This is a genomic window from Agromyces badenianii, assembly GCF_003070885.1.
Classification (GTDB): Bacteria; Actinomycetota; Actinomycetes; order Actinomycetales; family Microbacteriaceae; genus Agromyces; species Agromyces badenianii.
On record NZ_CP028913.1, the window covers coordinates 2,577,399 to 2,591,575 of the forward strand.

10 protein-coding genes are annotated in these 14,177 nt (G+C 70.8%); 3 read left to right on the top strand and 7 right to left on the bottom strand.

Going from position 1 to position 14,177, the window contains the following annotated elements; translation table 11 throughout:
• Window positions 1-5 precede the first annotated feature (5 nt).
• Window positions 6-662 (bottom strand): hypothetical protein, encoded by a 657-nt coding sequence (locus tag DCE93_RS12205; protein WP_146184998.1) that lies wholly within the window; start codon window positions 660-662, stop codon window positions 6-8.
• Between the two features lie 229 nt (window positions 663-891).
• Between DCE93_RS12205 and DCE93_RS12210 the strand changes: the two genes are divergently transcribed.
• Window positions 892-1,905 carry a malate dehydrogenase gene (locus tag DCE93_RS12210; RefSeq protein WP_108596117.1) on the top strand — a complete coding sequence of 338 codons (1,014 nt, stop codon included), beginning with the start codon at window positions 892-894 and terminating at the stop codon, window positions 1,903-1,905.
• A 23-nt stretch (window positions 1,906-1,928) separates the two neighbouring features.
• Complete coding sequence (locus DCE93_RS12215; RefSeq protein ID WP_108596118.1) at window positions 1,929-2,114, top strand: HPP family protein; 186 nt, start codon at window positions 1,929-1,931, stop codon at window positions 2,112-2,114.
• 7 nt (window positions 2,115-2,121) lie between these two features.
• On the opposite strand, the gene DCE93_RS12220 is transcribed toward DCE93_RS12215, so the two are convergent.
• From DCE93_RS12220 to DCE93_RS12245, 6 genes are all read right to left on the bottom strand, one after another.
• Window positions 2,122-2,907: a TetR/AcrR family transcriptional regulator gene (locus DCE93_RS12220; RefSeq protein WP_108596119.1), complete on the bottom strand. Its 786-nt coding sequence runs from the start codon at window positions 2,905-2,907 to the stop codon at window positions 2,122-2,124.
• 90 nt (window positions 2,908-2,997) lie between these two features.
• On the bottom strand, window positions 2,998-5,124 hold the full coding sequence (locus tag DCE93_RS12225; protein WP_108596120.1) for an acyl-CoA dehydrogenase family protein: 2,127 nt from the start codon (window positions 5,122-5,124) through the stop codon (window positions 2,998-3,000).
• A 207-nt stretch (window positions 5,125-5,331) separates the two neighbouring features.
• Window positions 5,332-5,730: a DUF7144 family membrane protein gene (locus tag DCE93_RS12230; protein ID WP_108596121.1), complete on the bottom strand. Its 399-nt coding sequence runs from the start codon at window positions 5,728-5,730 to the stop codon at window positions 5,332-5,334.
• Window positions 5,727-6,140 (bottom strand): DUF7144 family membrane protein, encoded by a 414-nt coding sequence (locus DCE93_RS12235; protein WP_146184999.1) that lies wholly within the window; start codon window positions 6,138-6,140, stop codon window positions 5,727-5,729. The genes DCE93_RS12230 and DCE93_RS12235 overlap by 4 nt, the downstream gene beginning before the upstream one ends.
• A 99-nt stretch (window positions 6,141-6,239) precedes the next feature.
• On the bottom strand, window positions 6,240-8,282 hold the full coding sequence (gene recQ / locus DCE93_RS12240) for a DNA helicase RecQ (RefSeq protein ID WP_108596123.1): 2,043 nt from the start codon (window positions 8,280-8,282) through the stop codon (window positions 6,240-6,242).
• Window positions 8,283-8,445: 163 nt separating this feature from the next.
• Window positions 8,446-13,008: an ExeM/NucH family extracellular endonuclease gene (locus DCE93_RS12245; RefSeq protein WP_244284166.1), complete on the bottom strand. Its 4,563-nt coding sequence runs from the start codon at window positions 13,006-13,008 to the stop codon at window positions 8,446-8,448.
• 223 nt (window positions 13,009-13,231) lie between these two features.
• On the opposite strand from DCE93_RS12245, the gene DCE93_RS12250 reads away from it, so the two are divergent.
• Window positions 13,232-14,149 carry an EamA family transporter gene (locus DCE93_RS12250; RefSeq protein ID WP_108596763.1) on the top strand — a complete coding sequence of 306 codons (918 nt, stop codon included), beginning with the start codon at window positions 13,232-13,234 and terminating at the stop codon, window positions 14,147-14,149.
• The last annotated feature ends 28 nt before the right edge of the window (window positions 14,150-14,177 follow it).

Consider the following 14,177-nt stretch of genomic DNA (forward strand, 5'->3'; position numbering starts at 1 on the left):
CCACGCTAGCGATCGGCGGATGCCTCGGCCGGGAGCCGCGCCGAGGGCCCGGCCCTGCCCGTCACACGACGGCCCCGGGGGGCGCGCCGGAACGGGATCGAGCCCGCCAGGCAGTACACGGTCAGGAGTGCAGCGAAGTAGACCGTCAGCCACGCCCCGCGCGGCCGGGCGAGCGCGAACGCCGGCCCTGCGGCACCCGGCAGCACGGTGACGAACACCACGACGGGCACGATGGCGAGAAGGCCGCCGAGGAGCCTCGACCACAGCGGCCCGGTGCCCGAGAGGGCGACACCGCCGACGGCCGCGATCACCGTGAGCGCGAGGCCCATGACGGCCGCGGCGCCGGCGTCGCTCCAGGTGGCGACGCCGGTCAGGCCGGCGAGGCCGAACAGGAGAGGCGCGAGGGCGAACCACCGCCGCCACGGCGGCCCGTCGAAGCGGCGCAGATGCTCGGCCCAGCCGTAGAGACCGCCGACGACCGCCGCGGGGGCGAGGATCTGCACGAACGTGCCCGACCACTCGACGGTCGACGACACCCCCGCAATGGTCGACATCAGTCCGCGAAGGCTCGCCGCCCAGGTCGTTCCGAGCATGGCGCCGAGCGCGACGAGGCGCCACGGCGCGTCGATTGGTGACGCAGGTGACACGGCACGTTCCGTCATTCCCGACTCACTCCCCATGCTTGAAGGCACGGGTGCAGGGCTCCCGAGTGGGCGTCACGCTACTCGGCTCGGGTGCGCGGCGTGAATCCCCAGTTCGGGGCCGCGGGCTTGCCCGCACCGGGTCGTCGGTCACCGCCGACCCGGCGGCCTCCGAGCGAGCCGGCAGACCGCGGAGCGAGCCGGCAGACCGCGGAGCGAGCGCCCTCCGGGCAGCGGTTAGGCTCGGAGCATGGCTGCGAAGAAGCCGATCACCGTCACGCTCACGGGCGCCGGCGGCCAGATCGGGTACGCCCTCTTGTTCCGCATCGCCTCGGGCGCCATGCTCGGGCCCGACACACCCGTGCGGCTGAACCTGCTCGAGATCCCGCAGGGCGTTCGCGCCGCCGAGGGCGCGGCCCTCGAACTGCAGGACTCCGCCTTTCCGCTGCTCTCCCACGTCGAGGTCTACGACGACGCACGGTCGGCGTTCCACGGGGCGAACGTCGCGCTGCTCGTCGGCGCGCGACCGCGTTCCGCCGGCATGGAACGAGGCGATCTCCTCACCGCGAACGGCGGCATCTTCGGGCCGCAGGGTGCGGCGATCAATGCGGCCGCGGCCGACGACGTCCGCGTCATCGTGGTCGGCAACCCCGCGAACACCAACGCGCTCATCGCGGCCTCGCATGCGCCGGATGTCCCGGCCGAGCGGTTCACCGCCCTCACCCGACTCGACCACAACCGCGCGCTCGGCCAGCTCGCCGCCACCGTCGACACGCCCGTCGGCGACATCCGCCGCGTCACGATCTGGGGCAATCACTCGGCGACCCAGTTCCCCGACATCGCCCATGCCACGGCCGCGGGTGATTCGGTGCCGGCGCTGCTCGCCGCCCGCCTGGGCGGCACCGATTCGGCCAGGGAATGGCTCGTCGACGAGTTCATCCCGCGGGTGGCCAAGCGCGGCGCCGAGATCATCGAGGTGCGCGGCTCGTCGTCGGTCGCGTCGGCGGCGAGCGCCACGATCGATCACATGCGCGACTGGGTGGCGGGCACGCCGAACGGGTGGACGAGTGCCGCCGTCGTCTCCGACGGCTCCTACGGAGTGCCCGAGGGGCTCGTCTCCTCGTTTCCGGTGGAGTCGGTCGACGGCACCTGGCGCATCGTGCCCGACCTCGAGCTCGACGAGTTCGCCCGGCACCGCATCGCGGCATCCGTCGCCGAACTCGTGGAGGAGCGCGACGCGGTGCGCTCGCTCGGCCTCATCTGAGCCGACGACCGTAGGCTTGGCGCATGGCCCAACGCATGACTCCCGCACGTCGCACGCAACTCATCGTCGGACTCGTCGTGGGCGCGATCGTCGGGGTCGGCATCAGCCTGTGGACAGGCTTCTGGCTCTGGCTCGCCGCCGGACTCGTGGTCGGCCTCGCCGCCGGGGCGCTGATGAAGCCGCCGTCGGAGCAGCCGCCGGCGAAGTGACCCGTCGTCAGGCGATCACGGCGCGCGAAGCCGACGCCGACGCCGACGCCGCGTAGTCCTCGATGCCGTCGATCACGCGGGCGAGCCCGAAGGTGAAGGCTTCGAGCGGATCGGCGAGCACCTCGCCGGCCGCCTGACCGACCCGGCCCGAGATCGGGTACCGCGAGGGATCCATGATCTGCTCGAGCAACGGCGCATTGCGCTCCCACCACTCGATGTCGGATTCGGCGCTCGACCGGCGGTGTCGCTGCGCGTCGAGGTGCGCGCGTGCCGGACCGCTGACGAACCCGAGCAGCAGGGTGATGACCCGGTCCATGTCGAGGTCGGCGAGTCCGAGTCCGTCGATCGCGTCGAGGCACCACTCCCAGTGGTCGGAGACGTTGGGGCCGAGCGGCGGCCGGCTCGTGTCAATCGCGAGCAGCCAGGGATGCCGCAGGTATTCGTCCCACTGCAGCCGGGCGATCACGGTGAGGCGTTCGCGCAGTCCGCCTTGCAGCACGGGAAGCGCCACCTCTCCGGCGACCTGGTCGACCATGAGGTCGATGAGCTCGGCCTTGCCCGGCACGTAGGTGTAGACCGACATCGGCTTCAGGCCGAGTCGATCGGCGATGCGCCGCATCGAGAGGGCCTCGATCCCCTCGTCGTCGGCGATCTGGATCGCCGACTCGACGACGTCGTCGACGCTCGAACGCTGCTTCGGGCCGCGGGAGCCGAGCGGCTCGCCGAGCCGCCCGCGCCACAGGAGCCGGAGTGTGCGGTCGGGTTCGCCGCGCCCGGCGGATTCGGTCGACATCGCGCCAGCCTACATTCTTCGTATGGTGTACGGGGTACAGCGAAGGCCGGGTTCCCGCGGGAACCCGGCCTTCGCCCTGCAGCCTCTGTGCTACTTCTTCGACTTCTCGGGCACGGGCATGGTGCCCGCCGCACGCTGCGCCGCGTAGTAGGCGCGCGCCTCGTCCTGCCGCTCCAGCTCGGCACCCGAGGCGATCTTCGCGCGCAGGTGCTCGGGGCCGTAGCCGAACGCATCGACCAGGTCTTGCGCATGCGGCCGCAGGCGCTCGATGAGCCGGTCGATGTAGGCGCTGACCGCCTTCGCGCGCTTCGGCGAGAGCCGCCCGTTGATGAGATACCACGCGAGGTGCTTCTCGATGAGGCCGAGGCCGAAGAGGTCGCGCACCCAGGTGAGCACCTGCTTCGTGCCGGGGTCGTTCGTCTTGGCGAGCGCCCGCGTGAACGCCTCCCACTGCAGCAGTTCGCCGTGCGCGCGGGCCGCCTCGATGAGCTCGTTCTGGTTGCGGTTGAACGCCGCTGCGGCGTCGGCCTTCGGCAGCTTCCGCGCATCGCGAAGCCGCCCGGCGATCTCGGCGATCATGGCCTCGACCCGGTCGGTGAGCAGCTCCCGCTGAACCCGCTCGTCGCGGAGCCCCGCGACCGAACGCGCGGTCGAGCCGAAGTCGCCGATGGTCTGCGCGAGGCTGCGCAGGCCCGTGCCGTGGTACGCGCGATCGGCGGTCTGCTGCACGACGAAGCGCGCCATCGCACCGGCGTCGGCCTTCGCGAACTGCTTCGAGTAGTCGGTGAGCAGTCGCTTGGCGACGAGCTGCAACAGCACGTTGTTGTCGCCCTCGAAGGTGACGTAGACGTCGAGATCCTGCCGCAGCCCGACCATGCGGTTCTCGGCGAGGAAGCCCGCACCGCCGGATGCCTCGCGGGCCTCCTGCAGCGTCTCGAGCGCGTGCCACGTGGAGAGCGGCTTCAGCGCTGCGGCGATCGTCTCGAGGTCTTGGCGGTCGTCGTCTGTGTCGGCCGCGCCCGAGAACACCGCGTCGAACTTCACGAGGAACTCGTCGTGCGCGAAGACCTGCGCGTACGTCGTCGCGAGCTTCGGCAGCAGACGGCGCTGGTGGCGCTGGTAGTCGAGCAGCACCTCTTCGTCGGTGTCGCTCGCCGCGTTGAACTGGCGGCGCTGGTTGCCGTAGGTGATCGCGATCGTGAGGGCCATCGCGGCCGCGGTGGTCGCAGCGCCGTCGAGCGAGACGCGGCCCTGCACGAGGGTGCCGAGCATCGTGAAGAACCGTCGGCCCGGGCTCGCGATCGGGCTCGAGTAGGTGCCGTCTTCGGCGACCGAGCCGTAGCGGTTCAACAGGTTCTCACGCGGAACCCGCACGTTCGTGAAGTGCAGGCGCCCGTTGTCGATGCCGTTGAGGCCGCCCTTCAGTCCGTCGTCTTCACCGCCGATGCCCTTGAGGAAGCCGCCCTTCGCGTTGCGCAGCGACATGTAGAAGGCGTGCACGCCGTGGTTGACGCCCTTCGTGATGAGCTGGGCGAAGACCACCGCCGCGGTGCCGTGCAGGGCGGCGTTGCCGAGGTAGTCCTTCCAGGCGCCGCGGAACGGCGTGTTGATCACGAACTGCTGCTTGGCTTCGTCGTACGTGGCCGTGGTGCCGATCGCCGCGACATCCGAGCCGTGGCCGGTCTCGGTCATCGCGAACGCGCCGGGCACCTCGAGCGACATGATGTCGGGCAGGAAGGTCGTGTGATGGTATTCGGTGCCGAGGTGCAGCACGGCCGCACCGAAGAGCCCCCACTGCACCCCCGACTTGATCTGCAGGCTCGGGTCGGCGATCACGAGTTCCTCGAACGCGGCGATGTTGCCGCCGTGGTCGTCATGGCCGCCGAGCGCCGTCGGGAACGCACGGTGCACCGCACCATGCCCGACCAGGATCTTCAGCTGACCGAGCACGCGCTCGCGGTGCTCGGCCATCGTCTGGCCCTCGATGCGCTGCAGATCGGGTTGCGCGGCGCGGTCGCGCGCGTCGAGCCGGATGTCGGCCCAGGTGCCCAGCAGCTGACGGCCGAGCGCTGCCACGTCGATCGTCGGGTGCGTCGGCGCGGCAGACTGCGGGGCGGATGCCGCGGAGCCGGCCGGCTTCGGCCGCGCCGTGCCGGCCGAGCGGTCGGGCGCGATCGTCTGCTTGTTCGAAGTCGTGCGGGGTGCCGTGTCAACCATCGTCGGTATCTCGTCCTTCGTGTGCGGTCTGGGCTTCATTGCCACGGTAGGTCGGGGCGCGGCATCGCGGAAACCCTGCATCCGTGCCCTACAAACCCGCCCGGGCCCCCCTCGATGTGAGCTGTCCGCACTCTACAAACCGGCCACGCGGCATCGATGGGATACCGACAAGCTCTGCCACGCCGACACCACAAGCGAGCACACGCCTCACTCGCGGAAGAACGCGTTCGCCCGGCCCGACCACAACAGGGCGAGCACGATCACCGAGATCAGCATGCTGAAGTACTCGCCGATCGCCCCGGCCGGGTACGCGATCGCGAGGAAGATCGAGCTCGCGATGGAGAGCACCTGGAAGATCGTCACCACGACGCGTGCGCCGGCGCTGCCGCGAAGCAGCCCGCCCGCCACCGCGATGACGATGGCACCGATCAGGATCGTGACGATCGCCGAGGCGATGAGCTGACTGGCGCCGCCGAACTGCTCGACGGTCGCCGCGGCGCTCGTCTGGAAGAGCAGGATCGTGCCGCCGACGATGTCGAGCAGGCCCGAGATCCAGGAGAGCACCGCGACGAGCGTGACCCCGCCCGGGCGCCGCGCCCCCGTCACGCGCGGCTCTCGCTGTTGAAGTACGCGCTGGCCCGATGCGTCCAGAGCAGCAGGACCACCGCGAGCGAGACCGCGATGCCGAGCCATTCTCCGACCGCTGCGCCGAGGTACGCGAAGGCGAGGAAGAGCGAGCCGATGATCGAGAGCACCTCGAGCACGGTGATGATCATGCGCGCCACCCAGTTGCCGCGGAGCAGGCCCGCGGCGACGACCACCACGATGAGGCCGAGCACGATCGAGCCGATCGCCGCGGAGTAGAGCGGTCCGGTGCCGCCCAGCCCGTCGGCCACGGAGTCGGCGCCGGCCTGGAACAAGAGGATCGTTCCCGAGATGATGTCGAGTGCGCCGGCGATCCAGGCGAGGATCGCGACGACCGTCACCCCTGCCGGTCGAGTCGTTTGGTCGGACATGCGAACCCCCTCGTCCCGCGAGCCGCCGACACGGCGCCTCTGCGCTGATGCTAGCGCTGTCGAGGCGCGGATGTCTCCCCCGACGGGGTGCGCAGAGCTTCAGGCGGCCCCGACCACGGCGAGCAGCGCCTGCCCGTAGGCCTCGCGCTTCTTCACGCCGATGCCGGTGATGCCGTCGAGCTCGGCGAGGCTCGCAGGCCTGGCGACGGCGACGGCGCGCAGGGTGACGTCGCCGAAGACGATGTAGGCCGGCACGCCCTGCTCTTTCGCCTCACCCGCACGCCAGGAGCGGAGCAGCTCGAAGAGCTCGGCCTGCGCCGGTTCGAGGTCGGCGGCGGCCGGCGCCGCCCTCGGGCCGCGGGACCGCGCCGCGCGCTCGGGTTCGGTGCGGAGCCTGACCGTGCGCTGGCCCGAGAGCACTTCGGCCGCGGCATCCGTCACCGTCAGCGTGCCGTACTCGCCGTGGGTGGCGAGCAGGCCCTGGGCGAGCAGCTGCCGCACGACTCCGCGCCACTGCTGGTCGCTGAGGTCTCCGCCGATGCTCCACGTGGCGAGGGCATCGTGGCCGTACTGGCGCACCCGCGGCGTCTCTTTGCCGCGCAGGATGTCGATGAGATGACCGGCGCCGAACTTCTGCCGTCGCTCGCGCTGCAGTCGCACGATCGTCGACATGAGCTTCTGCGCGGGCACGGTGCCGTCCCACGAGGCGGGCGGCTCGAGGCAGGTGTCGCAGTTGCCGCACGGCGTGCTCGGCTGGCCGAAATAGCCGAGCAGGTTCTGGCGGCGGCACTGCACGGTCTCGCAGAGGGCGAGCATGGCCTCGAGGTGCTGCCCGAGCCGGCGCCGGTGCGCGAGGTCGCCCGGGCTCTCGTCGATCATGCGGCGCTGCTGCACGACGTCTTGCAGGCCGTAGGCGAGCCACGCGGTCGCCGGGGCGCCGTCGCGGCCGGCACGACCGGTCTCCTGGTAGTAGCCCTCGACGGACTTCGGCAGGTCGACGTGGGCGACGAAACGCACGTCGGGCTTGTCGATGCCCATGCCGAAGGCGATCGTCGCGACCACGACGACGCCCTCTTCGCGCAGGAACCGCTCCTGGGTTCGACGGCGCACACCGGCATCGAGACCCGCGTGGTACGGCAGCGCGTTGATGCCGTGCTCGGCGAGGAATGCGGCGATCTTCTCGGTGCTCGCCCGCGAGAGCGCGTAGACGATGCCCGAGACGGGGTCGCCCGCGGCATCCCGCCCCTCGCTGCGGATGAACTCGAGCAGCTGCTTTCGCACCTCGAGCTTCGGGTCGATGCGGTACTGGATGTTCGGCCGGTCGAAGCTCGAGACGAAGTGCTCGGCACCGCCGAGGCTCAGTCGCTCGGTGATCTCGCGGTGGGTGGCCTCGGTCGCCGTGGCGGTGAGGGCGATGCGGGGCACATCGGGCCACCGTTCGGCGAGCTCGGAGAGCGCGAGGTAGTCGGGGCGGAAATCGTGCCCCCACTGGGCGACGCAGTGCGCCTCGTCGATCGCGAAGAGCGCGACAGTGCCCTGCTCGAGGAATCGCTTGGTCTGCTCGCCACCGAGTCGCTCGGGGGCGACGTAGAGCAGGTCGAGCTCGCCCGCGAGGTACGCGCGCTCGACCTCGGCGCGCTCAGGGGACTGCTGGCTCGAGTTGAGGTAGGCGGCGCGCACGCCGTTGCGCACGAGTGCATCGACCTGGTCGTGCATGAGCGCGATGAGCGGCGAGACGACGACGCCCGTGCCCTCGCGCAGGAGCGACGGGATCTGGTAGCAGAGGCTCTTGCCGCCGCCGGTCGGCATGAGCACGACGGCGTCGCCGCCGCCGGCGACCTGGGCGATGATCTGCGCCTGCTCGCCGCGGAAGCTGTCGTAGCCGAAGACCGTGTGGAGGGCCTCGGCCGCGGAATCGAACCGCGCTGCGGCAGCGCGGCGCGGCGCGGTGAGCGAACCGGGCGGGCGAGCGGCGGCGCCGCCCCCGCGGTTCGACACCCCGCGGTTCGGCGCCGGCGAGATGGCCGGCCCGCGACCCGAATCGTCGACCGGCGGCACCCACTCGTCGTCGGGCGGCGGAGCCAGCTCGTCGGGATCCCACGGGACCTCGTCGGCCCAGTCGGGTTCCGTGTTCCAGCTCATCCGTCGAGTGTAACGAGCCTCGCCGAGCGCGCCGCCCGTGCGCCGCAGACCGGGCGCACGGGCGAGCTCGAACGTTGGGGAGGACGGGTCGAGCCGTTCCTCGACGCGAGCGGGGCGGCGGTCATGCGACCGCCGCCCCGCTCGTTCGTCTGGCCGGTCGGGGCTACCAGACGAGGATCGGCACCGCGAACGACCGGGAATCGGTGTACGGCGCTGCACCATCGAAGTTCGAGCGCAGCAGGTGCAGACCGCGGGCGAGCTTCGGCAGGTTCACCGTGAACCGACCCTTGTCGGCGGCATCGATCTCGACCGTCGCGATGACCTTCGATCCGTCGGTGATGGTCACCGTGCCGACCGCCTTCGAGCCGTCGTGCGCGATCACCACGCCCTGGTACTTGATCTGCGTGCCGGCCTTGGCGATCAGCTTGTTCGGCACGCCGACGATCGTCGTGCCGACCTCGGCGACCGGAGCCTCGATCGTGATCGGCACGTCGATGCTCGTGCCGGTCGACGCCACCGAGATGGTCAGCAGCTGCGCTCCATCGATGCCCTCGGGCACGGTGATCGAAACGGTCGCACGACCGACCTCGTCGGTCGTGTTCACGAGCGTGCGGGAGACCGGCGCGGTGCCCAGCACCGTGCCGCCGATCGAGACCGAGACCTCGCCGGCCGCGACCTCGTTCGTCGAGAAGTCGAGCGAGCTGAGCGCGAGCGAGAGGGTCTCACCGGGCACGTAGGCCGAGCCGTTGGCCGGGGCCGGCAGCACGAGTCCGACCGAGCGCTGCGCGACGTCGGGCGTCGCCGAGCCGTTCGCCGCGAACCAGTCGACCATCGACTGCAGGTCGACCCGGCCGGTGTCGGCGCGGTTCGTGCCCTCACGCAGGGTGACGAAGTTGTCGCCGCCCGTCGAGAGGAACGAGTTCGCCACGACGCGGTAGGTGGCCGCAGGGTCGATCTCGGTGCCGTTCAGGAGCACATGCGTGACGCGCGAGCCTGCGGCGGCAGTCGGGTCGTAGACGACCTCGACCTCCTTGTTCACACCGAGCTTCAGGAACGGACGCGAGGAACCGGCGGGCTGCCACTGCTCCTCGAGCACCTTCTTGACCTGCGCCCCCGTGAGGTCGAGCGTGATGAGCGTGTTCGCGAAGGGCTGCACGCTCGCAGCCTCCTGGAACGTGACGTTGCCGGCAGGGTCTTCGGCGCCGGTCGAGGCGAACTTCAGGTCGGTGCGCAGACCACCCGGGTTCATGAAGGCGATGTCGGCCGCGGCATCCTGCTTCGCGGCCCACAACTGCACATCGGCGACGAAGTTGCCGAGCGTCGACTCGCCGCCGCGGTTCTCGTCGAGGATGACGTTGCCGTTCGCATCGAGCACCGGGTTGCCGTTCACGTCGAGACGCGGGTGGCGGGCCCGGTTGAAGTCGGCCGTGATGTCGCCGACCTTCTGCTTGCCGAGCACGTCGGAGACGACCTTCGCGTCGGCGACGATCTTCGCGACCGCGGGAACCGACGGGTAGAGCGGCGTGCTGCCGTTCATGAGCGGCTTCAGCTCGTTGGTGATCGAGAGGAGCTCCTTGGTGACCGAGTCGACCTGAAGCTGCATCAGGCCGAAGCGCTCGCCGTACTGGCCGGCCGAGACGACCGGGCGGCCGCCGACGACGTGGTTGTACGGCAGGTGCGTGTGGGCCGAGACGATCGCCGCGACATCCGAGTCGACGCCCGAGACGATCTGCGCGAAGGCCGAGCCGTCGCTCAGGCTCGCGATGTCGGTGCTCGTGGCACCCTCGTGCACGAGCAGGATCAGCACGTCGGCCTCGCCGTTGGCGGGGTCGCCGTCTTTCAGGTCGTCGGCCACGGCGTTCACCGAGTCGACGATGCCGCGCACCTCGAGGTCGGCGATGCCGGCGGGGCTCACGAGCGAGTCGAGCTCTTCGGTCACCGCGCCGATGAAGCCGACGGTCACGCCGTCGAACGTCTCGGTGTAGTACGGCGCGAGTGCCGTGTCGTCGGTGCCCTTCAGGAACACGTTCGCGCTGATGTACTCCCAGTCGGCGCGGTCCTGCACCTGGTCGCGGAGGTCGGCCCAGCCCTGGTCCAACTCGTGGTTGCCGGCGGCGCTCACATCGAGGCCGGCGGCGTTGAGCGCGTCGATGGTGGGGTTGTCCTTCTGGATGAAGGAGGTGAACGTCGAGGCGCCGATGAGGTCGCCCGCGGCCGCGAAGACCGTGTTCGGGTTCGCCGCCCGGACCTGCTCGACCGCTCCGGCGAGCACTGCCGCGCCCGCAGCGGGTGCGGCCTGCTCGATGCGGCCGTGGAAGTCGTTGATCGTCACCACGGAGATGTCGACCACGTCTTCGAGCTCGGCGAGATCGATGCCGATGAGCGTCGGGTCGTGGTCGCTCGAGCGGAAGACCGATCCGTCGTCGGCCGCGGCGAACGGGTACTGGCGCGTGCCCCACTCGGGCGCGTTGATCGCCCAGCGGCCGATGCCGGTGACGGCTTCGAGCCCCTTGCCGTTGCCGAGCGCGTGGTCGAGCGAGCCGAGCTCGCCGTCGAAGGTGTAGGTGTACTCGCCCGGCGCGAGCGTGGGCAGCAGGTCGGTGTACCCGGCGCCGGTCAGCACCTGGATCGGGTCCTCCTGGGCGTAGGCGTTGAAGTCGCCGAGGAGGAACACCTCACCGGCCTGGGCTTCGAGCTGACCCGCGAGCGTGAGCAGCGAGTTCGCCTGCGCGACCCGGTTGGCGTTGAAGTGCCCCTGGCCGTCGGCGGGCTCTGCGCCGCTGCCGCTCTTGGACTTGAAGTGGTTCGCGATGACCGAGAGGTCGGTGCCGTTCTCGAGCTCGAACACCTGGGCGATGGGCTCGCGTGCGTTGCCCCACACGGCCTCGTCGGTGATCGTCTGCGCGTCGCCCTTGGGTGCGACGGCGTCGGAGCGGTAGATGATCGCGTTCTGGATGACGTCGGTCGTGGCCGGCGTGAGCGCGGCCGGCGTGGGCACGAAGTCCCAGACGTCCGAACCCTCGGCGTCGTTGAGCGCGGCCACGAGCGTCGCGATGGCCTCGTCGGCGGTGCCGTCGAGCTTCAGCGAGTTCTCGATCTCCTGCAGCGCGACGATCTCGGCGTCGAGCGAGGTGATCGCCTCGACGATCTTCTCCTCCTGCAGCTCGAACTGGGCGAGCGTCTCGGCGCCACGGGCCTCGGGGTTCTGCGTGGTGAGGGTCGTGAAGTAGTTGAGCACGTTGAACACGCCGATCTGCACGTCGCCGCCGACCTCGGGTGCGCCGGCCGGCCGCGGGTTCTGCGTCTCGAACGCGGGCTTCACGGATGCGTCGCTCGCGCTGTCGATCGGGGTCGTCGGCTGCAGGCGCCACGCGTTGAAGCCGTAGCTCAGCACGAACGGCGTCTGGGGGAACACGACGCGGTCGCCGTTGCGCACGATCGCTTCCTCGGTCAGGTACGGCTGCTCGTTCGGGTGAGCGGCGGCATCTGCGCGGGTGTTCCAGCCGTCGTCGAGCACGAGCAGCCGGCCGCGGTTGGCCACGGCGATCTCGGTGGCGGCGGGGCCGGCATCGACCTGCTCGGTGCTCTTCACGGGCAGGCTGTCACCTGCGGCGAGCCACAGCGAGCCGAAGCTCGAGGCCTCGTGGGTGCTCGAGACGAGGTACGAGCCGGTCGGCGCGACGAGCATGCTCTCAAGCGACTCGCGGGCGGCGCCGACGGTCGTGTCGGGCAGCGGCGTCGCCGCGGGAACACCGGCCGCGGGGGTCACGACCTCGACGCCCGAGGCGCTCGTCGTGATCTGGGTGAGCCCGAAGTACTCGCTCACGGTGCCCGTCACGCGGACGAGGTCGCCCACCGCGCCGACGGCCGGCATCTGGAAGACGAAGACCGCATCGGAGGCGCCGGGCACGTCGTCGGCGACGGGCGTCTGGATCGTCACGCCGTTGTAGCCGCCGGCGCGGTGGTCGGCGGTGATGACGCCTTCGACGATGACGGTCTCACCGACGAGCGGGCTCACGTCGCCCGCGCCCTGCACCTCGCCGATCGTCGCCTCGTTCTCGACGGGGGGCTCGGTGTCGCCATCGGATGCCTGCGGCGTGACCGTAGCGGAGAAGACGAAGTCGGCGGAGTTGACATCGGTGTCGACGAAGTCGGTGCGCACGATGCTGCCGGGAGTGCTGTTGCTGCCCTGGTAGGCGGCCGCGGCGCCTTCGAAGTTGAGGGAGGTGCCGTAGCCGACGTAGTCGACGACCTGCGCGTTGTTCACGATGGAGCCGGTGCCCGGGTTGATCGCCCCGGCGACGTTCGAGAGGAAGATCGAGCCGGTGGTGCCGCTCGGCGCCCAGCCGAACGCGGCATCCGTGGCCGGCAGCGCGGCGCCGCTCGCCCCGTTGCTGTTGAGGCCGATGAGGTAGTAGCTGTTCGCCTCGATCTCGCCGGCGAGCGCACCGACGCTGCTCGCAGCTCCCGTGCTCGTCGCGGCGCGGTACTGCAGCGACCATCCGTCGAGCGAGACCGCCGAGTCGGTGGGGTTGTACAGCTCGACGAACTTGTTCGTGAACGGCTGGTTCGCACTGCCGCCCCGCGTGTACACCTCGTTGATGACGACGCCGGAGCCGTCGACGGCCGCGACGGCCGGCGGAGCGCCGAGCAGCCCGGCGACGAGGGCTCCGATCGAAGCGGCCGAAACGGCCGCGAGACGTTGGATGGTGCGGCGACGATGCATGACTCTCCCCTGAGCGGTCGGGTTCCCAGCGGGGCGTCGCTGACGCGCGCCTTGCATGGGGGACATTGCCCGTAGCCTACGAGCGCGTCGTACCCGTGCCAAGGGCCGGGCACGATTCATCCGCGCGATTTCACGCTTCGTTCACGGATGTCAGCAGATGAGCATTCCGGGCCGGTTCAGCTGCTCCAATGAGCGGCGCGACGCCCCCGATACGCTGACGAGCATGCTCACCGCCGTCTTCTCGCTCACGGGGGCGCTCGTCTTCGGTGCGGCCGACTTCCTCGGCGGGCTCGCCGCGAAGCGCGTCAGCGCGGTGCTCGCGACGGCGGTCGCATCCGGCGTCGGCTTCGTCGTGCTCGCCGCGGCGTACCCCCTGTTCGGCGGCGCATGGAACCTCCACGACGTCTGGTGGGGCGCACTCTCCGGCGTCGCGGGCGCCGTCGCGATCTCGCTGCTCTATGCGTGCCTCGCGATCGGGCCGATGTCGATCCTGTCTCCGCTGACGGCCGTCGTCTCGGCGATCGTGCCCATGGTCTGGGGCCTCTTCGGCGGCGAGCGCTTCACCGCGCTCGGATACTGGGCGCTCGGCCTCGCGCTGCTCGCGGTCGTGCTCGTCGGCTTCGTGCCCGAGAAGGGCGCCGTGCGGCCGAGCTTCCGCGGCATCCTGATGGCGATCGGCTCGGGCATCGCGATCGGCGGCTTCTACATCACCATCGACCAGACCTCCGACGAGAGCGGCGTCGTGCCGCTCCTCATGAACCGCGGCGTCAACGCGGCGATCATGTTCACGGTCGTCGGGGCCGTTGCGCTCGTCGGCGTCGCGCGGAGACGAGCGGCCACGGGCGAGCGGATGCCGCAGCAGTCGTCGCTCGGAGCGTCGGCCGCCTCGCAGGGCGGGTCTGCGACCGCGACCGGCATCCGCCTCGCGATCGCATGCGGGGTGGTCGACGTCGTCGCGAACGGCCTGCTGCTCGCGGGGATCCGCGCGGGCGACCTGTCGGTCGCTGCGGTGCTCGGGGCGATGTATCCGGCGGGCACGATCCTGCTCGCGGCGCTCGTGCTCGGGGAGCGCATCGCGCCGGTGCAGTGGGTCGGTCTCGTGCTCGCCCTCGCCGCGGCGGGCCTGCTCGCGCTCGCCTGAGCGGGGGCGGGGCACGAGCGGGACGGGA

What these genes read in the sequence shown, in the direction of transcription:
- DCE93_RS12205 (WP_146184998.1), bottom strand. Translation starts at nt 662, where the DNA reads ATGACGGAACGTGCCGTGTCACCTGCGTCACCAATCGACGCGCCGTGG.
- DCE93_RS12225 (WP_108596120.1), bottom strand. Translation starts at nt 5,124, where the DNA reads ATGGTTGACACGGCACCCCGCACGACTTCGAACAAGCAGACGATCGCG.
- DCE93_RS12250 (WP_108596763.1), top strand. Translation starts at nt 13,232, where the DNA reads ATGCTCACCGCCGTCTTCTCGCTCACGGGGGCGCTCGTCTTCGGTGCG.
- DCE93_RS12235 (WP_146184999.1), bottom strand. Translation starts at nt 6,140, where the DNA reads ATGTCCGACCAAACGACTCGACCGGCAGGGGTGACGGTCGTCGCGATC.
- DCE93_RS12220 (WP_108596119.1), bottom strand. Translation starts at nt 2,907, where the DNA reads ATGTCGACCGAATCCGCCGGGCGCGGCGAACCCGACCGCACACTCCGG.
- recQ (WP_108596123.1), bottom strand. Translation starts at nt 8,282, where the DNA reads ATGAGCTGGAACACGGAACCCGACTGGGCCGACGAGGTCCCGTGGGAT.
- DCE93_RS12245 (WP_244284166.1), bottom strand. Translation starts at nt 13,008, where the DNA reads ATGCATCGTCGCCGCACCATCCAACGTCTCGCGGCCGTTTCGGCCGCT.
- DCE93_RS12210 (WP_108596117.1), top strand. Translation starts at nt 892, where the DNA reads ATGGCTGCGAAGAAGCCGATCACCGTCACGCTCACGGGCGCCGGCGGC.
- DCE93_RS12215 (WP_108596118.1), top strand. Translation starts at nt 1,929, where the DNA reads ATGGCCCAACGCATGACTCCCGCACGTCGCACGCAACTCATCGTCGGA.